Below are 23,786 nucleotides of genomic sequence, written 5' to 3'. Positions count from 1 at the left end.
TGGGTCTCTCTAATTTCCGACTTAAGTTGCCCCTATGCTCAAACGCTTTGCCTGGATGGCACTCCTCGCCTGCGCCCCGCTGTACGCGGCACCGCACCTTGATGATCAACGTTTGCAGCAATTGGCCAATGATCCGTTCTGGCTCTCTTTAGGCCATTACGAAGCCGGCAAAATCAGTGGCTGGCGCAGTTATGTCAGTGAAAAGAAATTCTTCCTCGCAGCCGATGGCGCCCACCACCCGGATGCAGAACTCAAGGCCACCGTCGACGCGCTTTACGCTCCGGCCAGCCTGGGTGAAAAACACGCCCAATGCGTTTATCCCGCACGTACCCGCTGGCTCAAGGATCAGTTGCACCTTACTGACCTGCCCGCTGTGGACTGCAAGGAATTCAAGCAGTGGTTCAAGGACGTCGCGCCCCATAGCGCGGTCATGATCTTCCCGGCGGCCTACCTCAACAGCCCGTCCTCGATGTTCGGCCATACCCTGCTGCGTATCGACCAGGCCGACGTGCAGAGCAACAAGACCGCGCTGCTCAGCTACGCGATCAACTTCGGCGCCTATATCGAAGGCTCGGACAACAGCATCCTGTATGCCTGGAAAGGCCTGATGGGCGGCTACCCCGGCCTGTTCGCCCTGGTGCCCTACCAGGAAAAACTCTCGGAATACCGCAGCCTCGAAAACCGTGACCTGTGGGAATACCGCCTCAACCTCACCCAGGTCGAGACCGAGCGCATGGTCGAGCACGTGTGGGAGCTCAAGCAGATCCAGTTCGACTACTTCTTCTTCGATGAAAACTGCTCCTATCGCCTGTTGGAACTGTTGCAAGTGGCCCGCCCCGGCCTGCGCCTGACCGAACAATTCCCGCTTACCGCCATCCCCACCGACACGGTCAAGGCAGTGAAAGAGGCCGGTCTGGTCGAGAAGATCGACTACCGGCCTTCCCGTGAGCGCGAGCTGCTGGAGCGCGCCAAGCCGCTGGACAGCGATGAGCAACAGTGGGTGCTGAAGGTCAGCGACGACCAGCAGCAATTGCAGGCGCCTGCCTTCAAGGCGTTGCCTCGCGACCGCCAGGCCCTGATCATCGACGCCGCCTACCGCCTGGGTCGCTACCGCGCCAACGGCCTGGAACGCGACACCGCACGCTCCCAACGCAGCTTCGAGCTGCTGCGCGCGATCAACCAGAACCCCGCGCCCGACCTGAAGATCACGCCCCCCGGTCTGCCCGAAAACGGCCATGAGTCACGTACCTGGCAAGCCGGCATCGGCACACGCGGCGACAAGGCTTTCGGCGAATATGGCCTGCGCATGGCCTACCACGACCTCAACGACAACGCCGAAGGCTTCCCCCTCGGCGCGCAGATCGAAATCCTGCAGATGAAACTGCGCCAGTACGAAGGTAACCACTGGCAACTGCAGCAACTGGACCTGGCCACCATCCGCTCCCTGACCCCGCGCAACGCCTTGCTGCAGCCGTGGTCCTGGCAAGTCACCGGCGGCCTGGAGCGCGTACCCGGTAAACACGACGACGAAACCTTGGTCGCCCATGTCAACGGCGGCGCCGGCGGCACCTGGCAACTGAGCGACGACATGCTCGGCTTCGCCCTCGGCACCGTGCGCGTGGAACACAACAATGACTTCAACGAAGCCATCTCCCCCGCTGCCGGGTTCAATACCGGCGTGTTGTGGAAAAACCCGCTGGGCAATTTGAGCCTGGAAGCAAAAGGGGATTTCTTCACCAATGGTGAAGTGCGGCGCAGCCTCAGCCTGAACCAGCAGTGGGAACTGTCCCGCAACCTGGGCCTGCGCCTGAGTGCACAGCGCGAGTACAGCCACTTGTCGACGCCGGTGAATGAAGTGATGCTTGAGGTGAAGTGGTATCACTACTGACTAACACCTTTTGTCAGCATTGCCCGCACAATCAGGAGTTCATTCGACATGGCCGTTACCTGCACCACCCTTGAAGAAGTTCGAAACAACATCGACCGCCTCGACCAGCAAATCGTCACCCTGCTGGCCGAACGCGGCCGCTACGTCTCCCAGGCGGCACGCTTCAAAAAAGACACCGATGGCGTCAAGGCCCCACAGCGGGTTGAGCAGGTGATTGCCAAGGTGCGGGGTTTATCGGAAGCCGTAGGCGCCAACCTCGAGGTGACCGAGCAGGTCTATCGCGCGATGATTGCGGCGTTTATCCAGCAGGAATTGGCGGAACATGCGGCTCTGACGACCAACCAGGCAACATAGGCCCTTGTGGTGAGGGCGCCAACGGTTTCGGCGCCCACCGCTCGATCTCCTCGCGCTCCACACCTTTCTCACACGCCTTTCACGCCTCCCCGACAAATCCCTATCTAGACTTCCCCCATCAGCCGTGAAACGGCGAGGGAGCAAGCAATGTGGCGGTATGCAGTAATGCTGTGTGCGGTGGCGTGGCTGGCGGGTTGCCAATCAACCCACCAGGATTTGTTGGCCAAGGGCTATCCACCGGCCTTTGCCGATGGCTTTGATGATGGCTGCAGCAGCGGTCGCCAGGCCGCTGGCGTGATCACTGGGGAGTTTCGCAAGAACGTTCCCCGCTACCTGAAAGACCGGGAATACGCCGCAGGCTGGGAGGATGGTTTTCGCCAGTGCAAGGCCATGCGCGAGAACGAGGAGTTGCGCGACTACAAGAACGACCACTGGGACGACCGCGAGCGCGCCTGGCAGCAGGAGAAGAACCGAGATGCTGCGCGGGCCTATCGCTCGCAATAGGTCGCTTTCAGACATCCATCGAAACTAAAGCGCGGCGAACATGGCCCAAGCTCCATAGAGGGAGAACGTCATGAGCCGAGCTTTTGTAAATGAGGACAACGCCGCCGCCCAGGCCGATCAACCGGTGGAGCGTCAGGTCAGTGAGCAGCCCAATCGCCTGACCGCGCAGGGGTTGGCGCAATTGCAGGCCAAGGTTACGCAACTACAGGCCGAGCACAGCGCCGAATCCGCCAAGGGCGAACAGGCCGACAAACAGCGCCAGGCCGACCTCGAGCGGGATTTGCGCTACTTCAACCAGCGCGTGCAGAGCGCCCAGGTGGTTGCGCCCGCTACGTCCACCGACAAGGTGCAGATCGGCAGTTGGGTGACCTTCGCCAATGAGCATGACGAGCAGCAGCGCATCCAATTGGTCGGCGAAGACCAGGCCGATGCCGGCGCCGGCCTGATCAACTGGGGTTCGCCCCTGGGCCGTGCCTTGCTGGGAGCCCAGGTGGGTGACGAGGTGCTGTGGAAGCGCCCCGTCGGCGATCAGTTGATCGAAGTGCTGCGCATCGAAGCCGAGGCTTAGACGATGCCTTGCGCCAGCATCGCGTCGGCAACTTTCACGAAGCCCGCAATGTTCGCGCCCTTCACGTAGTTGATCCGACCGTTCTCTTCGCCGTAGTGCACGCAGGCATGGTGGATCGACTGCATGATGTTGTGCAGCTTGCTGTCCACTTCACCGGCGGTCCACAACAGGCGCATGGCGTTCTGCGACATCTCCAGGCCGCTCACGGCGACGCCGCCGGCATTCGATGCCTTGCCCGGCGCGAACAGAATGCCCGCCTCGATAAAAATATCCACAGCCTCAAGCGTCGTCGGCATGTTGGCGCCTTCGGCCACACAGATGCAGCCGTTGCGCAGCAGCGTGCGGGCGGCTTCGGCGTCGAGTTCGTTCTGGGTAGCGCATGGCAGGGCAATATCGCAGGCCAGTTCCCAAGGGGTTTTACCGGCGCGGAACTCCAGGCCGTAACGCGCGGCCAGTTCGCTGATGCGCCCACGCTGCACGTTTTTCAATTCCAGCAGCGCCGACCATTGCTCCTCGGTCAAGCCGCTTTCGGCGTACAGCGTGCCTTCGGAATCGGACAAGGAGATCACCTTGCCGCCCAGGTCCATGACCTTGCGCGCCGCGTATTGGGCCACGTTGCCGGAGCCAGAGACCGCCACGCGCTTGCCTTCTACCCGTTGACCGTCGCGCTTTAGCATCTCTTCGGCGAAGTACACACACCCGAATCCGGTGGCTTCCGGGCGGATCAGGCTGCCGCCGTAGGTCATGCCCTTGCCGGTCAACACCGAGGTGAATTGGTTACTCAGGCGCTTGTACTGGCCGAACAGGAAGCCAATCTCGCGGGCGCCCACGCCGATGTCGCCGGCCGGTACGTCCACGTCTGCGCCGATATGGCGGTACAGTTCGCTCATGAACGCCTGGCAGAAGCGCATGACTTCGGCGTCACTCTTACCTTTTGGATCAAAGTCCGAGCCGCCTTTACCGCCGCCCATGGGCAGCGAGGTCAGGGAATTCTTGAAGGTCTGCTCGAAGGCAAGAAACTTCAGCACCCCCAGGTTTACCGACGGGTGAAAACGCAGACCGCCCTTGTAAGGGCCGATGGCGCTGTTCATCTGGATACGGAAGCCACGGTTGACCTGGACCTTGCCATGATCATCCACCCACGACACCCGAAAGGTAATCGCCCGCTCCGGCTCGCAGATGCGCTCCAGGATGCCCGATGTCAGGTAGTGGGGATTGGCTTCAAGAAACGGCCACAGGCTGCGCAGGACTTCTTCTACGGCCTGGTGGAATTCCGGCTGGTCAGGGTCGCGTTTTTTCAGGCGGGCGAGGAAGGATTCGACGGATTCGATCATGAAAAGTCTCGGCAAATTGATTGTTTTTAAATGAGATTGAGCCGGACTTTATCAATTCATGTCGCACCGCGACAGGGCAAAATGTCGCTTTTGTGAATTTAAATGGTGCATTAGATATAAATAAACCCAAGAAACAGGGATTTATCGCACTTAAAAGGGGATTGCCAAGGCAGGTGATGCACCAGCAAGGAAATAGCCATCGGGAGCAAGCCCCCTCCCACATTTGATCGGTGTGGGTTGGGAAAAATGCGCAAAAAAAAGCGGAGCCCGAGGGCCCCGCTTTTTTCAAACCAGCCGGATCAGGCCAGTTTTTTGTGCCGTACACGGTGCGGCTGAGCAGCAGCTTCGCCCAAACGCTTTTTACGGTCGGCTTCGTACTCGGTGTAGTTGCCTTCGAAGAACACGGCTTGGGAGTCGTCTTCGTACGCCAGGATGTGGGTCGCGACGCGGTCAAGGAACCACCGATCGTGAGAGATCACAATGGCGGCGCCCGGGAAGTCCAGCAGGGCTTCTTCCAGGGAACGCAGGGTTTCAACGTCGAGGTCGTTGGACGGTTCGTCGAGCAGCAGGACGTTGCCGCCCTCTTTCAGGGTCAGGGCCAGGTGCAAGCGACCGCGCTCACCACCGGACAGGTCCTTGACGAACTTCTGCTGGTCGCCGCCCTTGAAATTGAAACGACCGACGTAGGTGCGCGACGGGATTTCATAGTTGCCGATGCGGATCTGGTCGGAACCGTCGGAGATCTGCTGGAATACCGTCTTGCTGCCATCCAGGTCTTCACGGCTCTGGTCCACGCAGGCCAACTGCACGGTTTCGCCGACTTCGATGGTGCCCGAGTCCGGGGTTTCCTTGCCCATCAGCATGCGGAACAGGGTGGATTTACCCGCACCGTTACCGCCGATAACGCCGACGATCGCGCCTTTTGGCATGGAGAACGACAGGTTGTCGATCAGCACACGGTCGCCATAGCCCTTGGAAACGTTCTTAAACTCGATGACCTTGTCACCCAGGCGCGGACCGGCCGGGATGTAGATCTCGTTGGTTTCGCTGCGCTTCTGGAATTCCTGCGACTGCATTTCTTCGAAGCGTTGCAGACGTGCCTTGGATTTGGACTGGCGGGCCTTGGCGCCTTTGCGCACCCACTCCAGTTCTTCCTTCATGGCTTTTTCGTGGGCCGATTGCTGCTTGGATTCGGCGGCCAGACGGTCGGACTTGGCTTCCAGCCAACCGGAGTAGTTGCCCTCGTAAGGGATACCGGCGCCGCGGTCGAGCTCGAGGATCCAGCCGGCAACGTTGTCCAGGAAGTAGCGGTCGTGCGTGATCGCAACCACGGTGCCCGGGAAATCGTGCAGGAAGTGCTCCAGCCAGGCGACGGAGTCGGCGTCCAAGTGGTTGGTCGGTTCGTCGAGCAGCAGCATGTCGGGAGCCGACAACAGCAGGCGGCACAGGGCCACACGACGTTTTTCACCACCGGAGAGGAATTCGACCTTGGCGTCCCAGGCCGGCAGGCGCAGCGCATCGGCGGCGACTTCCAGCTGGCGCTCCAGGTTGTGACCGTCGCCGGCCTGCAGGATCGCTTCAAGCTTGGCCTGTTCGGCGGCCAGCTTGTCGAAGTCGGCATCCGGCTCGGCGTAGGCGGCGTAGACCTCGTCCAGGCGGGCCTGGGCGTCCTTGATCACGCTGACGGCTTCCTCAACCACTTCACGCACGGTCTTGGTCGGGTCCAGGATCGGCTCCTGTGGCAGGTAGCCGATGTTCAGTTCCGGCATCGGGCGGGCTTCGCCTTCGAACTCGGTATCGACGCCAGCCATGATTTTCAGCAGTGTGGACTTACCAGAGCCGTTGAGGCCGAGCACGCCGATCTTGGCGCCGGGGAAAAAGGACAGCGAAATATTTTTCAGGATTTCCCGCTTCGGCGGAACAACTTTTCCCAGCCGATGCATGGTGAAGACGTATTGAGCCATGGTGAACCTAGCGTCTGTGACTGATGAATTAAGCGGGCGAAGCCCGTGCCAGGCCATGCGCCGCGCGGGCAGTTGACTATCATCAATGCCAGCGAGCGGAAAAGCCTGAAGATCTGGGGCTGGAACGCCACCGCGTAACCGGCAAAGCTACCTCAATGCGCTTGGTCAGTCCAGCCAAGCAGGGCTGGCACTTTGCCACAAGTCAAGGCATGCTAGCCGCCCTTCGGGCGTCCGGCTTATAGTGCACGTCGCGCGCCAGTCCAGCCAAACCGCAGGATCACAGCTTGTCCAAAGTCACGCCGCCAACTCCCTTGCGCGCCGCTCATGTAGCGCCGGGAATGCCCCTGCACGGCACCCTCAAAGGCGCATTGGCGACGCTTGTCCTCCTGCTGCTCGCGTTATTGTTCTGGCAACTGCTGGACCAACTGCAGCAAAACCAGAAAAACCAGCAGCAATACACCATCGACTACAGCGCCGACCTGGCTGAACAGATCAGCCTGAACATGGCCCTGAGCGCAAAAATTGCCCTGAACCTGCTACCGATGGTCGAACCGCCGCGCGACATCGAACAGCAACAGGCCCTGACGCGCACGTTGCAGCGCTCGCTGCCGGAACTGCGCAGTATCGCCCTGCTCGCGCCCAGCGGCGCGATGATCAGCGACAGCGCCAATGACAGCCAGGACAGCGCCTGGCTGGAAGAGCTGGTGCAGCGCAGCCACGGCCAACCCTACTACCTGAGCAATAACGACGACGGCACCCTCATCTATCTGCTGCTGCACCAGCCCAGCGGTGGCTCAAAGATGTACTGGGCGCTGCGCCTGGCACCCAACTACCTGGTCAACCTGACCCGCCAGGACAGCCAGGGCCAGCGCCCCATGTGGGCCATCGAGAACCGCCTGAACCACCGTGTGGTCAGCCGTGACAGTGGCATGCCGGCGCAATGGGGCGACGCCCTGACCCCGGATGACCTGAATAAAAGCGTGCTGGTCACGCCCTTGAGCAAAAGCGACTGGCAGTTGCGCGGGATGTTCGACCGTGCAGCCGTGCTGGAACAATTGCTGCCGGCGTTTATCGGTAAATGCCTGCTGGGCCTGGCCTTCTCGTTGATCCCCGTGATCGTGCTGCTGAATATGCGTCGCCGCCAGCGCCAGGTGCATGAAGGCCGGCGGCGGTATCAGGATATTTTCGAAGGCACCGGCGTCGCGCTGTGCGTACTTGACTTGTCGGGCCTGAATGCATTCTTTGGCAAGGTGCACTTGCAGACCCGCGAGCAACTGCACGCCTGGCTGCAAACTTCCCCCGAGGAATGCCGGCAGTTGCTCACCGAACTGCGCATCACCGAGATCAACCAGGTGGCGGTGAGCCTGCTCAGAGTGTGCTCCTGCGAGGAAGCGTGGGAGCGGCTGATCGATGATTGCCCGCGCAACACCACGTCCATCGGTCATCAGATACTCGAAGCGGTCCTGACCCAACAGAGTCAGCTTGAGTTGGAAATCCAGCTCAAGGATGTGGCCGGCAACGAACAGTACCTTTGGATGGTGATGCGCCTGCCGGAACAGCAGGACGACTTCAAGGCGGTGATCCTCAGCATCAGCGACATCACCAGCCGCAAGCTGATCGAACTGTCGCTGGTGGAACGTGAAAGCTTCTGGTCGGACGTGGTCCGTACCGTGCCCGACCACCTGTATGTGCAGGATGTGATCAGCCAGCGCATGATCTTCAGCAACCACCATCTGGGCCACACCCTCGGCTATACCAAGGCCGAACTTCATCAAATGGGCGAGTATTTCTGGGAAATCCTGCTGCACCCCGAAGACGCCGAGCATTACCACGATCTGCGCCAACAGCAACGCCAGGTCGGATACACGACGCAGCTGCACTGCCAGTTGCGCTTTCGCCATCGCAATAACCAATGGCGGCGCTTTGATATTCGCGAGCAGGCCCTGGCGCGGGACAAGACGGCGCAAGTCACGCGCATCATCGGTGTGGCCAAGGACATCACCGACCAGATCGAAGCCAGCGAGTCCCTGCGCGACAGCGAACAGCGCTACCGCATGCTGGCCGAAAGCATCAGCGACGTGATCTGCTCCACCGACAGCCAACTGGCCCTGAACTACGTCAGCCCGTCGGTCAACGCCGTGCTGGGTTACGACGTGGACTGGGTATTCAAGAACGGCTGGCAGTCGATCATCGCCAACCCGCAGCAACTGACCGGCATCTATAGCCTGGTGGAACAGGTCAGCCGCGCACTGGGCGATCCCGAGGCGCTGAATAGGCTGCGCGATCAAGTGCAGACCCAATTGTTCCTGTTCGACTGCCTGCGCGCCGATGGCCGCAAGGTGCCGATCGAGCTGCGCCTGGTGCTGGTGTGGGATGAGCACGGCGCCTTCGAGGGCATCCTTGGCGTGGGCCGCGACATCAGCCAGCAACGCCGTGCCGAAAAAGACCTGCGCATGGCCGCCACCGTATTCGAGCACTCCACGTCGGCAATCCTGATCACCGACCCCGCCGGCTATATCGTGCAGGCCAACGAGGCGTTCAGCCGGGTCAGCGGTTATGCGGTGAGTGATGTACTCGACCAGTTGCCGAACATGCTCACCGTCGACGAACAACAGGAAGCCCACCTGCGCTACGTGCTCAAGCAACTGCACCAGCACAGCACCTGGGAAGGCGAAGTGTGGCTCAAGCGCCGTAACGGCGAGCATTACCCGGCCTGGGTCGGCATTACGGCGGTGTTCGACGATGAAGGCGACCTGGCCAGTTATGTGTGCTTCTTCAGCGATATCAGCGAACGCAAGGCCAGCGAACAGCGCATCCACCGCCTGGCCTATTACGACGCCCTGACCCACCTGCCCAACCGCACCTTGTTCCAGGACCGCCTGCACACCGCGTTGCAGTCGGCCGAACGGCAGAAGTCGTGGGTGGTGCTGATGTTCCTCGACCTCGACCGTTTCAAGCCGATCAACGACTCCCTGGGCCACGCCGCCGGCGACCGCATGCTCAAGGAAATGGCCACCCGCCTGCTCGGTTGCGTCGCCGAAGACGATACCGTGGCGCGCATGGGCGGCGACGAGTTCACCTTGCTGCTGCAACCGCGGGTCAGCCGCGAAATGGCGCTGAACCGCGCGATACATGTGGCCGAACAGATTTTGGCCAGCCTGGTGAAGCCGTTTGTGCTGGAGGGCCGCGAGTTCTTTGTGACCGCCAGTATCGGCATTGCTCTCAGCCCGCAGGACGGCAACGAGCTGAGCCAGCTGATGAAGAACGCCGACACGGCGATGTATCACGCCAAGGAACGTGGCAAGAACAACTTCCAGTTCTACCAGGCCGACATGAACGCCAGCGCCCTGGAACGCCTGGAGCTGGAAAGCGACCTGCGCCACGCGCTGGAGCAGGACGAATTCGTGCTTTATTACCAGCCGCAGTTCAGCGGCGACGGCAAACGCCTGACCGGCGCCGAAGCGCTGCTGCGCTGGCGCCATCCACGCCGTGGACTGGTGCCGCCGGGGGACTTTATTCCGGTGCTCGAAGAGTTGGGCCTGGTGGTGGACGTAGGCGACTGGGTGATCAGCGAAGCCTGTCGCCAGCTCAAGACCTGGCACCATAACAAGGTGCGGGTGCCGAAAGTCTCGGTGAACATCTCCGCGCGGCAGTTCTCCGACGGCCAGCTGGGCACGCGCATCGCCACCATCCTCAAGGACACTGGCCTGCCACCGGCGTGCCTGGAGCTGGAGCTGACCGAAAGTATCCTGATGCGCGAAGTCAACGAAGCCATGCATATCCTCGACAGCCTGAAAAACCTGGGCCTGAGCATTGCGGTGGACGACTTCGGCACGGGTTATTCGTCACTCAACTACCTCAAGCAATTCCCCATCGACGTGCTGAAAATCGACCGCACCTTCGTCGATGGCCTGCCATCCGGCGAGCAGGATGCGCAAATCGCCCGCGCCATTATCGCCATGGCCCACAGCCTCAACCTGGCGGTGATCGCCGAAGGTGTGGAAACCCATGAGCAGCTGGACTTCCTGCGCGAGCATGGTTGCGATGAAGTGCAGGGTTATCTGTTTGGACGGCCGATGCCGGCACATCGGTTCGAGGCGCAGTTCAGCAATGATGCCCTCTTCATGTTCGACTGAGATTTTGTGGTGAAGCCACTGGCCTCATCGGGGGCTTGCCCCCGATGAGGCCGGCACAGTCACCACCCATCCCGAGATGAGCCCCACTTGTCCGCGACATGATGTCCTTTCATATGCCATCTAAAACCCATTGGGTTAGAATGCCCTCCTTTTCTGCCCCCGATCCTTGAGGACCGCCATGTTCAGCCGTGATTTGACTATTGCCAAGTACGACGCCGATCTCTTCGCCGCCATGGAGCAAGAAGCCGTGCGCCAGGAAGAGCACATTGAGCTGATCGCTTCGGAAAACTACACCAGCCCTGCGGTGATGGAGGCTCAAGGTTCGGTTCTGACCAACAAGTACGCCGAAGGCTACCCAGGCAAGCGCTACTACGGTGGCTGCGAGTACGTCGACGTGGTTGAGCAACTGGCCATCGACCGTGCAAAAGAACTGTTCGGCGCCGATTACGCCAACGTCCAGCCACACGCCGGCTCCCAAGCCAACAGCGCCGTGTACCTGGCCCTGCTGCAAGGCGGCGACACCATCCTGGGCATGAGCCTGGCCCATGGCGGTCACCTGACTCACGGCGCCAGCGTTTCCTCCTCCGGCAAGCTGTACAACGCCGTTCAATACGGCATCGATGCCAACGGCCTGATCGACTACGACGAAGTCGAGCGCCTGGCGATCGAGCACAAGCCAAAAATGATCGTGGCCGGTTTCTCTGCCTACTCGCAGATCCTGGACTTCCCACGCTTTCGCGCCATCGCCGACAAGGTTGGCGCCTACCTGTTCGTCGACATGGCTCACGTAGCCGGTCTGGTCGCCGCTGGCGTCTACCCGAACCCGGTACCTTTCGCCGACGTGGTCACCACCACCACCCACAAGACCCTGCGCGGTCCACGTGGCGGCCTGATCCTGGCGCGCGCTAACGCCGAGATCGAGAAAAAGCTGAACTCCGCCGTATTCCCGGGCGCCCAGGGTGGCCCACTGGAGCACGTGATCGCCGCTAAAGCGATCTGCTTCAAGGAAGCCCTGCAACCTGAGTTCAAGACCTACCAGCAACAAGTGGTGAAAAACGCCCAGACCATGGCCAGCGTGTTCATCGAACGCGGCTTCGACGTGGTGTCCGGCGGTACTGAAAACCACCTGTTCCTGCTGTCGCTGATCAAGCAGGACATTTCCGGTAAAGATGCTGACGCTGCCCTGGGCAAAGCGTTCATCACCGTGAACAAAAACTCCGTGCCGAACGACCCACGTTCGCCGTTCGTCACCTCGGGCCTGCGCTTCGGCACCCCGGCTGTGACCACTCGTGGCTTCAAGGAAGAAGAGTGCAAGGAACTGGCCGGCTGGATCTGCGACATCCTGGCAGACCTGAACAACGAAGCCGTGATCGACGCGGTACGTGAGAAGGTCAAGGCCATCTGCAAAAAACTGCCGGTATACGGCGCTTGATTGCAGTTGCTTGACTAAGAAGCCCGGCTCTTGAGCCGGGCTTTTTTATGCCAATTGTCCAGTTTGAAATGCGCCCAAGTGTGGGAGGAGCTTGCCCCCGATAGCACTGTGTCAGTCACATATAGGTTTACTGACCCACCGCCATCGGGAGCAAGCCGCCTCCCACAGTTGACTGCATCACACGTCAGGGTTGGTAGACTTTGGCAAAGCCTTCGCGGATTTTGTCCTCCGGCAACTCATCGGCAATAAACACGATCACACTCTCCCGCGCTTCACCCTCGGCCCACTCAGTATCCCAGTCGAAACCATAGAGCTTGAGCACGCCCTGGAACACCATGCGGCGGTCTTCGCCGGCGATGTTGAGCACGCCTTTGTAGCGCAGCAGTTGCTTGCCATGATCCTCCAGCAGTTCGTTCATGAACTCACTGAGGCGGTCGATATCCAGCGGCTGGTCGGTGCGCAACACCAGGCTGGATATACGGTCGATGGACGGCGCCTTGCTCACCGGGCGCAAGCTCATGCCGGCATTAAGGTTGAAACCACGCACATCGAGCAGTTCGGCCAAATCAATCTTGCCGTGCTCGACCACACGAATCGGCGCGCGGCGGTTGATGCGTGTGAGGCGTTCGCTGAGGGCGTCGAAGGTCGCGTCGTCCACCAGGTCACGCTTGCTCACCAGCAGCCGGTCGGCAAAACCGATCTGCGCCTGGGCGATGGTCTGGGTCAGGTGGTGCTCGGCGTGGGCCGCGTCCACCAGGGTAATGATGCCGTCGAGGATGTAGCGCTCGCGCAGTTCTTCATCGATGAAAAAGGTCTGGGCCACCGGCGCCGGGTCGGCCAGGCCGGTGCACTCGATCACCAGGCGGTCGAAGGCGATCTCGCCGCTGTCCAGGCGCTCGAGCAGCAGATAGAGGGCCTTGGTCAGGTCGGTGTGGATGGTGCAGCACACGCAGCCGTTGGACAGGGTCATGACTTGCACCGGTTCTTCGCCCAACAACTGGGTGTCGATACCGGCATCGCTGAATTCGTTTTCGATCACGGCGATTTTAAGGCCGTGCTCGGCTTTGAGCAGGTGGCGCAGCAAGGTGGTCTTGCCGGCGCCGAGGAAGCCACTGAGGACGGTGACGGGAATGGGAGAGGACAAAAACAGTTCTCCTTATTAACTGAAGAAACACAAAACAAATGTGGGAGGGGGCTTGCCCCCGATAGCAGTGTGTCAGGCACTTATGTGTCACTGAGACACCGCTATCGGGGGCAAGCCCCCTCCCACAGTGGATCACCGCCAGCCCGAACTAACGGGTCAGCAGCACTTGGGCCCACCCTTGCCGCCGTAACGGGCTTCCTGGCGTTCCCGGAAGAACGCCTTGTAGTCCATCATCGGCTTGTCCGGGTGCTTGGTTTGCATATGCTCGACGTACGTGTCGTAGTCGGGCATGCCGACCATCAGGCGCGCGGCCTGACCGAGGTATTTACCGAGGCGACTGATGTCATTGAACATGCTTGCAATCCTCGGTTATGCGTCCGGTACTGCCTGGAACGGGGCTTCTTTATCCGTACGCTCTTTGTTGCCCCAGGCGGCGACGCCAACCTTGAGCGCATAGAACAGGATGCTGAACACCACGAACAGGAACAGCACAGTCAGCGTTGCGTTGGTGTAAGCGTTCCAGATCACGTGCTGCATCTGGTCCACGCTCTTGGCCGGGGCCAGGATCTGGCCGTTCGCCAGGGCATCACTGTACTTCTTCGCCAGCGACAGGAAGCCGATCGCCGGGTTGGCGTCGAACAGCTTGATGAAGCCTGCGGTGGTGGTGCAGATCAGCAGCCATACCGCCGGCAGCATGGTCACCCAGATGTAGCGTTGGCGTTTCATTTTGATCAGCACAACGGTGGCGAGCATCAGCGCGATACCGGCCAGCATCTGGTTGGAGATACCGAACAGCGGCCACAAGGTGTTGATGCCGCCCAGCGGGTCGATCACGCCCTGGTACAGCAGGTAACCCCACATGGCGACGCAACCGGCGGTCGCGATCAGGTTGGCGGTCCAGGACTCGGTGCGCTTGAGCGCCGGTACGAAGGAGCCCAGCAAATCCTGAAGCATGAAGCGACCGGCACGGGTGCCCGCGTCGACGGCAGTCAGGATAAACAGCGCTTCGAACAGGATCGCAAAGTGGTACCAGAACGCCATGGTGTTTTCACCCGGCAGCACACTGTGCAGGATCTGCGCGATACCCACCGCCAACGTCGGCGCACCACCGGCACGCGCGAGGATGGTGGTTTCACCGATGTCATGGGCCACGGCCGACAGCGCCTCGGGGGTAATTGCAAAACCCCAGCTGCTGACGGTTTGTGCCACGGTCACCACGTCGGTGCCGACGATTGCCGCCGGGCTGTTCATGGCGAAGTACACGCCTGGCTCGATCACCGAAGCGGCAACCATCGCCATGATCGCCACGAAGGACTCCATCAGCATGCCGCCGTAACCGATGTAACGGGCGTGGCTTTCACTGGCCAGCAGCTTGGGCGTGGTGCCCGAGGAAATCAGCGCGTGGAAGCCAGAGACCGCGCCACAGGCAATGGTGATGAACAGGAACGGGAACAGGCCGCCCTTCCATACCGGACCGGTACCATCGATGAACTGGGTCAACGCCGGCATTTTCAGGTCAGGCATGGTGACCAGGATGCCAATCGCCAGGGCGATGATGGTGCCGATTTTCAAGAAGGTAGAGAGGTAGTCACGTGGCGCGAGGATCAGCCACACCGGCAGTACCGCGGCCACGAAACCGTAGCCGATCAGCATCCAGGTGATCTGGATCCCGGTGAACGTGAAGGCCTTGGCCCAGACCGGATCAGCGGCAATCTGCCCGCCCAGCCAGATCGAACCGAGCAGCAACAGCACGCCGATGATCGAAATTTCACCAATGCGGCCCGGGCGGATGTAGCGCATGTAGATGCCCATGAACATCGCGATCGGGATGGTCGCCATCACCGTGAAGATGCCCCATGGGCTCTCGGCCAGGGCCTTGACCACGATCAGCGCCAGCACCGCAAGGATGATGATCATGATCAGGAAGCAGCCGAACAGCGCGATGGTCCCTGGGATACGACCCATCTCTTCGCGAACCATGTCCCCCAGGGAACGGCCATTACGACGCGTGGACAGGAACAGGACCATGAAATCCTGCACCGCACCGGCCAGTACCACGCCGGCAATCAGCCAGAGTGTGCCGGGCAGGTAGCCCATTTGCGCCGCCAGTACCGGGCCGACCAAGGGGCCTGCACCGGCAATTGCCGCAAAGTGGTGACCGAAAAGGATGTGTTTGTTGGTCGGCACATAGTCCAGACCGTCATTGTTGACCACTGCGGGGGTGGCCCGTCGTGGATCGAGTTGCATCACATTATTAGCGATGAACAGGCTGTAGTAGCGATAAGCGACCAGATAGATGGCCACGGCAGCGACCACAATCCACAAGGCGTTGATCGCCTCGCCTCGGCGCAAGGCCACTACGCCCAGGGCGCACGCTCCTACGATTGCCAGCACCAGCCAGGGTAAGTGGCGTAGCAGGCTATTATTATTTTTCATTTTTATATTCCAGCCAGGGTGGACAGAAAGGACAGCCATCCGGAGTTTAGCGCTACTGGCCTTAAAGGCCACCCCCCTACGTTGGTCTAGAGCCTTGCAGCGGAAAAAAAACAGAAAAAACCGCCCAATGATGGCGCAGGGCTACAATCCTTTTATCCACAGAGGGTTTCACCATGACCGAGCAAGCGTCTGATCGCCGCCGTTTTCGCCGGATCGCCTTTGATGCCAAGACCGAACTTCGGCAAAACGGCAACGAATGGCCAGTGCAATTGGTGGATTTGTCGCTCAAGGGCCTGTTGGCGCAACGGCCTGAAGACTGGAAGGGAAATAAGGCGCTGCCGTTCGCGGTCGACATACGCCTGGATCCCAAGGCGCATATAAAGATGCAAGCACGGCTGACCCACGAAGCAGATGGTCAACTGGGGTTTGTGTGCACAGACATCGACCTGGACTCGATCAGCCACCTAAGGCGGCTTATCGAACTGAACCTTGGAGATGAAGAAGAACTGCACCGGGAGTTGTCGGCGCTGTTGGAGATCTAACCACCCACATTGGTTTTGCGGCGTTGGTGATTACTCGAACAAGGCATCCAATGCCTGTTCCAGGCGCGTGACCCCAATCACCTGCAATCCTGGCGGCATTTCCTTCGGCGCATTGCCCTTGGGCACAATCGCGCGTTTGAAGCCGTGTTTGGCCGCTTCCTTCAAGCGTTCCTGACCGCTCGGCACCGGGCGCACTTCGCCGGACAGGCCCACCTCACCGAACACCAGCAGGTCGTGGGGCAATGGCCGGTTACGCAAGCTGGACATCACCGCCGCCATCAACGCCAGGTCGGACGCGGTTTCCAGCACCTTGACCCCGCCGACCACGTTGAGGAACACGTCCTGGTCGTGGGTGGGGATGCCACCGTGACGGTGCAACACCGCCAACAGCATCGCCAGGCGGTTTTGATCCAGGCCCAACGTGACGCGACGAGGGTTGGCCAGATGGCTGTCATCCACCAGCGCCTGGACTTCCACCAGCATCGGCCGGGTGCCTTCCCACGTTGCCATAACCACGCTGCCTGGGACTTCTTCCTGGGCACGGGTCAGGAAAATCGCCGAGGGGTTAGAGACTTCTTTCAGCCCCCGGTCAGTCATGGCGAACACACCCAGTTCGTTCACCGCGCCGAAGCGGTTCTTCACCGCCCGCAGCAAGCGCAAACGGCCATCGGACTCGCCTTCGAAATACAGCACGGTGTCGACCATATGCTCCAACACCCGTGGCCCGGCCAGCGCGCCCTCTTTGGTGACGTGGCCGACCAGGAAGATCGCCGTGCCGCTCTGCTTGGCGTAGCGCACCAGCAACGCCGCACTCTCGCGCACCTGGGACACGCCGCCCGGCGCCGATTGCAGTTGCTCGGTGAAAATCGTCTGGATCGAGTCGATCACCATGACCTTGGGTTTTTCGATCCGGGCCGTGGCGATGATGCTTTCGATGCAGGTTTCAGTCATGACCCGCAGTTGATCCTGGGGCAAACCGAGGCGGCGGGCACGCATGGCCACCTGTTGCTGGGATTCTTCGCCGGTGACGTACAGCGCCGGCATGCGGCTGGCGATGCTGCACAGGGTTTGCAGCAGGATCGTCGATTTGCCGATGCCGGGGTCGCCGCCGATCAACACCACCGAACCATCCACCAGGCCGCCACCCAGAACCCGATCCAGCTCACCGGAAGCCGTCGAGAAACGCGGGATCTCTTCAACGCTGACCTCGGCCAGGGTCTTGATTTGCGCCTGTTGCCCGGTCCAGCCGGCGCGGCCGGTGGGGGCCGAGGCGCCGCCGCTTTCGATCATGGTTTCAGTCAGGGTATTCCACGCACCACACTCGGTGCATTGGCCGGCCCACTTGGGAAAGGTCGCGCCGCACTCCGTGCAGCCGTACATGCGCTTGGCCTTTGCCATTTGAAAACCTCCAACGGAAAAACCGCGATGATAGCTCAGCGCGACGCCGGGGTCCGGATTTCACCGCTGGCCAGTCGTGAAGCACTGTTGCCGACCGGGTCTTCGGCGTTGAGATCGGCGCCCTTGGCCTTGAGTTCGTCGAGCAACTCGATGCGCTTGAACAGGCCGGCGTACATGGCCGCCGTCTGACCGGCACCGTTACGTTGGTCGGGGTTGCAGTCGGTCGCCAGCAGGCGCTGGGCAATTTTCAGTTCTCCCTTGAAGATCGCGCCCATCAACGCGGTGTTACCGCGCTTGTCCTGCACACAGGCGTCGGCACCGGCGGCGAGCAAACGCTCCACGTAGGCGCTTTCACCATGGTAGGCGGCGAGAATCAACGCCGTGTAGCCCTTGTCGTCCTGGGTGTTGAGGGGGAAGCCGGCGTCGATAAAGGTGTTGAGCATGTCGAGGTCACCACGGCGGGCGGCGTCGAAGTAATAATCCTGGAGCTGCGCCTTGAGCGCGACCGGGTCGGGCGACTCGGCATGGGCGACAAAGGCCAGCATAGCCATCAGTAGGCCGATCGAAATACGCATGGGTTCTCTCCTGCCAGAGGTCGACGCCCGCGTGGGCGTCGACCGAAACCAACGTCAGTCAGTGAGTTTTTCGGCCAGCGCCTTCACGCGCGCCAGGTCACCCTTGGCGACCTTGGCCACGCCGGTGCCGTATTCCGGATCGGCCTTGTAGAGGAACGACAGGATGATGTGCTTGCTCTCGTCATCGGTAGTGGCCAGGGAGCCGCCGAAGTTGTCGATCAAGTCCTGACGCTCTTTCTTGCTGTAGGAGCGATACAGATCGCCGGCCTGCTTGAAGTTCTGCTCACGCTGGATCTTCGCCTGCTGGGTGCTGCCCGACAGCGCCGTCTGGCTGTAGCGCGCAGTTTGCGGCTCTTCACGGTTTTCCAGGCGGCTTGGCTGGTAGTTCACGCCGCTGGTGGTCTTGCCGAAGTTCAGCGCGCCGTCCTGGTTACCGTTGTTGACGGTGACCCGTGGGGCGTTGATCGGCAACTGCAGGGCATTGGCGCCCAGTCGATACATCTGCGTGTCGGCATACGAGAACACCCGCCCTTGCAGCAGGCGGTCTTCCGACGGTTCGATGCCCGGCACCAGGTTGGCCGGGGCCATGGCCACTTGCTCGGTTTCCTGGAAGACATTCGCCGGGTTGCGGTTCAGCACCATCTGCCCGACTTTACGCTCGGGCACATTCGGCCAGATCTTGGTGGCGTCCAGCGGGTCGAAATCAAACTTGGCCAGGTCTTCCGGCTTGAGTACCTGCACATACAGGTCCCACTTGGGGAAGTCGCCCTTGTTGATATGGGTGACCAGGTCGTTAGTCATATGGCTGTAGTCACGCCCCTGCACTTCGGTAACTTGCTTGGGGTCGAGATTCTTGATGCCTTGCAGGCTCTTCCAGTGGAACTTGACGTAGTGCACTTCACCCTTGGCGTTGATCAACTTGTAGGCATGTACACCATTGCCGTCCATTTCCCGATAACTGGCCGGAGTACCGGAGTCGGAATACAACTCGGTGAGTGTGCGAGTGGCCTCGGGAACATGGGAGAAGAAGTCGAAGCGACGGGAGTCATCGTCCAGGTTAGTGCGCGGGTCCGGCTTGAAGGCGTGGACCATGTCGGGGAACTTGATGGCATCGCGGATAAAGAACGTCGGGAAGTTATTGCCCACCAGGTCCCAGTTGCCATCGGCGGTATAGAACTTGGTGGCGAAGCCGCGCGGGTCACGCAGGGTTTCCGGGGAGTGGTTACCGTGCACCACGGCCGAGAAGCGCACGAACACCGGGGTCGTTTCGCCAGCAGCGAAGACCTTGGCCTTGGTCAGGTCGCTGAGGTTATCGGTGACGGTGAAGGTGCCATGGGCGCCGGTGCCACGGGCATGCACGACGCGCTCGGGGATGCGTTCACGGTCGAAGCGCTGCAGCTTCTGGATCAGTTGCACGTCCTGCAGCAGCACCGGGCCGTTGGCGCCAGCGGTTTGCGAGTTCTGGTTATCGCCCACCGCGGCGCCGTTATCACGGGTCAGGTTGGCGGCTTGCACGGAGAGGGAAAGCAGGCTGGCGGTCGCCAGTACCAGCACATGACGCGCCAATACCGGGCCGCGATTGATTGGATTCTTCATCAAGGTTTCCTCTGGTTTTTTAGTGCACATTCAGTTGTGCTTGCCAGAGGCTAGTGACCCACGAGTCAGAAGATAAATAGAAAAACCCCACCAGGGCGATAAAGAAAATAATGTGGTAAGCCACTGAAACAGCGGGTATTTCGCGCGCGATTGGTGGCACTTTGCAAACTATTTGCGTTTTAATGTGTCGATAAAAACTAACAGTGTTAACGGTTGTGTCGGGCAAGCCCGCTACCGCTGACTTACACTAAGCGGCACCCTTCTCATTTGTAACAAGGAATAACCTATGGGCGTGATCAGTGAGTTCAAGGCCTTCGCGGTCAAAGGTAATGTGGTCGACATGGCCGTCGGTATCATCATCGGCGCCGCCTTCGGCAAAATTGTTTCTTCGTTTGTAGGCGACGTAGTGATGCCGCCCATTGGTCTGTTGATCGGTGGCGTGGACTTTGGTGACCTGGCGATAACGCTCAAGGCGGCCCAAGGCGATGTGCCCGCCGTCGTCCTGGCGTACGGCAAGTTCATCCAGAGCGTGATCGACTTTGTGATCGTCGCGTTTGCGATCTTCATGGGCGTCAAGGCCATCAACCGCCTCAAGCGCGAAGAAGCCGTTGCACCTAGCCTGCCACCGACACCGAGCAAGGAAGAAGTGCTGCTGGGTGAGATTCGCGACCTGCTCAAGGCACAGAACGACAAGCCGCTTTAACCTGTACCGGCTTGGAAAAAAGGCGCCTGCTTGAGGCGCCTTTTTATTACCAGTAGTTTTCCACCGCCACCTGCCCCGGCCGGCGGCTAAGGCTCAGTTGCATGTCGCGCTGCTTGAGCAACTGGCGAGTGTCATCCACCATCTGCGGGTTACCGCAAATCAGCACACGGGAATGTTCCGGAGTCAGCTCGACGCCGGCAGCACGCTCCAATTCGCCATTCTCGATCAGCGTGGTAATGCGCCCATTCAGCGCACCTAGGTGCTGTTCACGGGTGACGAGCGGGATGTAGGTGAATTTATGCGCGTATTCGGCCAGGTACTCTCGTTCACCCAGCTCTTTGATCAGCGACTGATAGGCCAACTCCTGGGCTTCCCGCGCGCTGTATACCAGGATGATGCGCTCGAATTTCTCCCAGACTTCAAAGTCCTGCAGGATCGACAAAAACGGCGCCACCCCGGTCCCCGTACCCAACATCCACAAGTCACGACCATCGACGAAACGATTCAGGGTCAGGTACCCGGTAGCCTGGCGCTCCACCATTAAGGTATCGCCTACCCGCAGTCGGCTGAGTTCACTGGTGAATTCGCCGCCTGGGACAACAATCGAGAAGAAGTCCAAGTATTCATCAAATGGCGAGGACACCACGGAATAGGCACGCCACACCGTGCTGCCATCCGCCTTGGTGACCCCCAGGCGCACGAATTGCCCGGCGGTGAAACGGAACCCTGGGTCACGGGTGGTTCGCAGCGTAAACAGGCTGGGGGTCAGGGATTGCACATCGAGCAAGGTCTGGCGGGTAAATTTCTCAGCACTGGCCGTCATGGGGGACTCCGTTCTACAGGTGCCCTAGTGTCCCTCAAAGTCGCGCCCGGAAACACCCATGCCGGGTAATGGCATGGTGCAGGCACAAAATAGTAGCAACTTAATATCAGCACTAATAAATTTGCTATTAGCGCCCCTATCAGCACCACAAGCACACGCTAAGTTGTGTCTGCCACAAGTGCTTCAACTGACTAAAAAATCGAAAAAAACAACTAAGCCCCTTAGCAAAGCCCGCCGCGACCGTAGAGAAAACTTCTTAAACGCCGCCCTGCAAGAGCGAAAATTTCATCTCGCGATGTAGCTCATGTCCTACACTGGTTTGCGTGCAGTGGGAGTTCGGGACGTATCCCATGTCATGCGGAAACCCATGGAGAGTTACCAATGGTCAACTGGCGCAACACCCGACTTCCCAAGCTGGAGGGCGAGAGCGAGGCAACTACTCTTTTCGAGACGGCTGTGAACCACACCTACGCACTTGGCTTCCAATACTGTTCTTTTACGATGAGTTCTCAACTGCCTAACAACCAAACGAAACCTATTCACCTCAACAACTATCCCGATGAGTGGAACAAACTGTATAACCAGGCCCACTTCTTTGAAGTTGATCCCGTGGTGGAACATTGCAAACGTTGTGTACTCCCCCTTGTCTGGGAGGAAAAAACCTTTAAAGACTCACCAAACTTGTGGTCTTTAGCCAAATCCTTTGGTGTGCATTTGGGATGGACCCAAGCTGTGCATGATTTCCAGGGTGTGTTCAGCATGCTGACCCTTGGCCGTAGCACGGGTGAAGTGACCCCGCAGGAGCTGTACGAAAAAGCCGGCCAGGTCCTGTGGCTGTGCCATGCGATGCACGCGGTAGTGGCGCAGACTTACGCACGCAAGCCCAGCATTAACCCTGCCAGCAAATTAACCCCGCGCGAAACCGAAATCCTCAAGTGGTCAGCCATGGGCAAGACCGCTGCGGACATAGCCACCATTCTGTGCCTGTCCGAACGTACGGTGGGCTTTCATATCTGCAGTTGCTTCAAAAAGCTGGGGGTCAACAACAAGATCGCCGCTGTGCTCTGCGCCTCGAAAGCGGGGTTGTTTTAAGCCGCGTTGAAACACCGCATGTAATCCCTCAGGAAAAAAAGTAACATTTACGACCCATTCTGAGTGCTGGGCTGTCCCCACGGGGCGCCGCCCGCTGTTCACTCAGACGGTTCTGCAGCCGACTGCCGAACACCCATCGATGACCCAGAGCCTCCCTCGCCATGCCCCTGCTCGACAGCCCCTTCGCCCAGCTCGATCTGATCCGCCAGCCAGAGCAGCATAACGATCCGCTGCAAGCCTTCGACGCCGCCGACGAGTACCTGCTCAGCTATCTGGCTGAACAGCAACCGAGCGCTGCGACTCGCGTGCTGGTGCTCAATGACAGCTTCGGCGCCCTGGCTGCCAGTCTCGAAGGCCGGGCGCAGGTGACCTCCAGCGGCGACTCGTTCCTGGCCGCCCTGGGCCTGGATAAAAACCTGGTGCGCAATGGCAAGGCCTTTGACGCCGTGCCGTTCATCCCCGCCAGCCAAGTGCCCACAGGGCCGTTCGACCGGGTGCTGATCCGTGTACCCAAAACCCTGGCATTGCTGGAAGAACAACTGATCCGCCTGCAAGGCCAACTGGCGCCGGGTGCCGAGGTGATCGCAGGGGCGATGATCAAGCACCTGCCAAGGGCGGCCGGGGAAATGCTTGAGCGCTATATCGGGCCGATGCACGCCTCCCTGGCCGTCAAGAAAGCCCGGTTGCTGATCGCCACCCAGGCCGACCGGCCCATCGCTGTCTCGCCCTACCCGACGCGCTACACCCTGGACGCGCCGGCTATCGAACTGCTCAACCATGCCAACGTGTTCTGCCGTGAAGGCCTGGACATCGGCACCCGCGCCTTCCTGCCGCACCTGCCCAACAACCTGGGCAGTGCCCGCGTGGCGGACCTGGGTTGTGGCAACGGTGTACTGGCGATTGCCAGCGCCCTGCAAAACCCCGAGGCGCAATACACTCTGGTGGACGAGTCCTATATGGCCGTGCAATCGGCGCTGGAGAACTGGCAAGCCGCCCTCGGTGACCGCGCCGTCACCGTACGCGCTGGCGATGGCCTGGCCGGTCAGGAACCAGACTCCCTCGACGTTGTGCTGTGCAACCCGCCGTTCCACCAGCAGCAGGTGGTCGGCGACTTCCTCGCCTGGCGTATGTTCCAGCAGGCGCGGGAGGCGTTGGTGGTCGGCGGCGCCCTGTATATCGTCGGCAACCGTCACCTGGGTTATCACAGCAAGTTGGCGCGCTTGTTCCGTGGCGTAGAGCAAGTGGCCGCCACGCCAAAGTTTGTGATTCTCAAAGCGCGCAAATAAAAAAAGCCCTG

Annotated in this window: 19 protein-coding genes; 10 read left to right on the top strand and 9 right to left on the bottom strand. The window is 60.2% G+C overall.

The annotated features are described in order from the left end of the window. Nucleotides 1–34: 34 nt before the first annotated feature. The 4 genes from M2397_RS26255 (at nt 35) to M2397_RS26240 (ending at nt 3,314) form a co-directional block, all read left to right on the top strand. Nucleotides 35–1,888, top strand: coding sequence for a DUF4105 domain-containing protein (locus tag M2397_RS26255; RefSeq protein ID WP_145336617.1), 1,854 nt, complete (start codon nt 35–37; stop codon nt 1,886–1,888). A gap of 48 nt (nt 1,889–1,936) precedes the next feature. Further along, nucleotides 1,937–2,242, top strand: coding sequence for a chorismate mutase (locus M2397_RS26250; protein WP_259244739.1), 306 nt, complete (start codon nt 1,937–1,939; stop codon nt 2,240–2,242). 147 nt (nt 2,243–2,389) lie between these two features. Then, entirely contained in the window at nt 2,390–2,746 is a 357-nt protein-coding gene (locus M2397_RS26245) for a hypothetical protein (protein ID WP_259244738.1), read from the top strand. A 70-nt stretch (nt 2,747–2,816) separates the two neighbouring features. Continuing rightward, nucleotides 2,817–3,314: a GreA/GreB family elongation factor gene (locus M2397_RS26240; RefSeq protein WP_131699346.1), complete on the top strand. Its 498-nt coding sequence runs from the start codon at nt 2,817–2,819 to the stop codon at nt 3,312–3,314. On the opposite strand, the gene gdhA is transcribed toward M2397_RS26240, so the two are convergent. Beyond that, nucleotides 3,311–4,648, bottom strand: a complete 1,338-nt coding sequence (gdhA, locus tag M2397_RS26235) for an NADP-specific glutamate dehydrogenase (protein WP_167656448.1) — start codon at nt 4,646–4,648, stop codon at nt 3,311–3,313. The genes M2397_RS26240 and gdhA overlap by 4 nt on opposite strands. 299 nt (nt 4,649–4,947) lie before the next feature. Next, complete coding sequence (ettA, locus tag M2397_RS26230; protein WP_090399649.1) at nt 4,948–6,612, bottom strand: energy-dependent translational throttle protein EttA; 1,665 nt, start codon at nt 6,610–6,612, stop codon at nt 4,948–4,950. A gap of 284 nt (nt 6,613–6,896) precedes the next feature. Between ettA and M2397_RS26225 the strand changes: the two genes are divergently transcribed. Further along, nucleotides 6,897–10,748, top strand: coding sequence for an EAL domain-containing protein (locus M2397_RS26225; RefSeq protein ID WP_310521949.1), 3,852 nt, complete (start codon nt 6,897–6,899; stop codon nt 10,746–10,748). Nucleotides 10,749–10,926: 178 nt separating this feature from the next. Continuing rightward, nucleotides 10,927–12,180, top strand: a complete 1,254-nt coding sequence (gene glyA / locus M2397_RS26220) for a serine hydroxymethyltransferase (protein ID WP_259244737.1) — start codon at nt 10,927–10,929, stop codon at nt 12,178–12,180. A 184-nt stretch (nt 12,181–12,364) separates the two neighbouring features. On the opposite strand, the gene yjiA is transcribed toward glyA, so the two are convergent. The 3 genes from yjiA to M2397_RS26205 all read right to left on the bottom strand — a co-directional run bounded on the left by yjiA (nt 12,365) and on the right by M2397_RS26205 (nt 15,760). After that, nucleotides 12,365–13,324, bottom strand: coding sequence for a GTPase (gene yjiA / locus M2397_RS26215; RefSeq protein ID WP_259244736.1), 960 nt, complete (start codon nt 13,322–13,324; stop codon nt 12,365–12,367). A 156-nt stretch (nt 13,325–13,480) separates the two neighbouring features. After that, complete coding sequence (locus M2397_RS26210) at nt 13,481–13,678, bottom strand: YbdD/YjiX family protein (protein WP_003176208.1); 198 nt, start codon at nt 13,676–13,678, stop codon at nt 13,481–13,483. Between the two features lie 15 nt (nt 13,679–13,693). Then, a complete protein-coding gene (locus M2397_RS26205; RefSeq protein ID WP_053137912.1) occupies nt 13,694–15,760 on the bottom strand; it encodes a carbon starvation CstA family protein in 2,067 nt (688 codons plus the stop codon). A 173-nt stretch (nt 15,761–15,933) separates the two neighbouring features. Between M2397_RS26205 and M2397_RS26200 the strand changes: the two genes are divergently transcribed. After that, nucleotides 15,934–16,302: a PilZ domain-containing protein gene (locus M2397_RS26200; RefSeq protein ID WP_131699341.1), complete on the top strand. Its 369-nt coding sequence runs from the start codon at nt 15,934–15,936 to the stop codon at nt 16,300–16,302. 30 nt (nt 16,303–16,332) lie between these two features. On the opposite strand, the gene radA is transcribed toward M2397_RS26200, so the two are convergent. From radA to katB, 3 genes are read right to left on the bottom strand one after another with little or no spacing between them, the layout of a single operon-like run. Further along, the gene (gene radA / locus M2397_RS26195; protein ID WP_024077502.1) at nt 16,333–17,700 is read right to left on the bottom strand and encodes a DNA repair protein RadA; all 1,368 of its coding nucleotides are present in this window, start codon (nt 17,698–17,700) and stop codon (nt 16,333–16,335) included. 35 nt (nt 17,701–17,735) lie between these two features. Then, a complete protein-coding gene (locus M2397_RS26190; protein ID WP_150054039.1) occupies nt 17,736–18,275 on the bottom strand; it encodes an ankyrin repeat domain-containing protein in 540 nt (179 codons plus the stop codon). 54 nt (nt 18,276–18,329) lie between these two features. After that, the gene (gene katB, locus M2397_RS26185) at nt 18,330–19,871 is read right to left on the bottom strand and encodes a catalase KatB (protein ID WP_145336627.1); all 1,542 of its coding nucleotides are present in this window, start codon (nt 19,869–19,871) and stop codon (nt 18,330–18,332) included. A gap of 286 nt (nt 19,872–20,157) precedes the next feature. Here katB and mscL point away from each other — a divergent pair, with 286 nt between their 5' ends. Then, nucleotides 20,158–20,574 (top strand): large-conductance mechanosensitive channel protein MscL, encoded by a 417-nt coding sequence (gene mscL, locus M2397_RS26180; RefSeq protein ID WP_053137928.1) that lies wholly within the window; start codon nt 20,158–20,160, stop codon nt 20,572–20,574. A gap of 46 nt (nt 20,575–20,620) precedes the next feature. On the opposite strand, the gene M2397_RS26175 is transcribed toward mscL, so the two are convergent. Then, complete coding sequence (locus tag M2397_RS26175; RefSeq protein ID WP_259244735.1) at nt 20,621–21,397, bottom strand: ferredoxin--NADP reductase; 777 nt, start codon at nt 21,395–21,397, stop codon at nt 20,621–20,623. Between the two features lie 381 nt (nt 21,398–21,778). Between M2397_RS26175 and M2397_RS26170 the strand changes: the two genes are divergently transcribed. Together M2397_RS26170 and M2397_RS26165 are read left to right on the top strand one after the other, a co-directional pair. Beyond that, the gene (locus M2397_RS26170; RefSeq protein ID WP_145336629.1) at nt 21,779–22,489 is read left to right on the top strand and encodes a LuxR family transcriptional regulator; all 711 of its coding nucleotides are present in this window, start codon (nt 21,779–21,781) and stop codon (nt 22,487–22,489) included. 161 nt (nt 22,490–22,650) lie between these two features. Continuing rightward, on the top strand, nt 22,651–23,775 hold the full coding sequence (locus M2397_RS26165; protein WP_131700156.1) for a methyltransferase: 1,125 nt from the start codon (nt 22,651–22,653) through the stop codon (nt 23,773–23,775). Nucleotides 23,776–23,786 lie beyond the last annotated feature (11 nt).

This window comes from Pseudomonas sp. BIGb0381 (assembly GCF_024809815.1).
GTDB lineage: Bacteria > Pseudomonadota > Gammaproteobacteria > Pseudomonadales > Pseudomonadaceae > Aquipseudomonas.
This window is presented reverse-complemented; position numbering and strand designations above follow the sequence as displayed.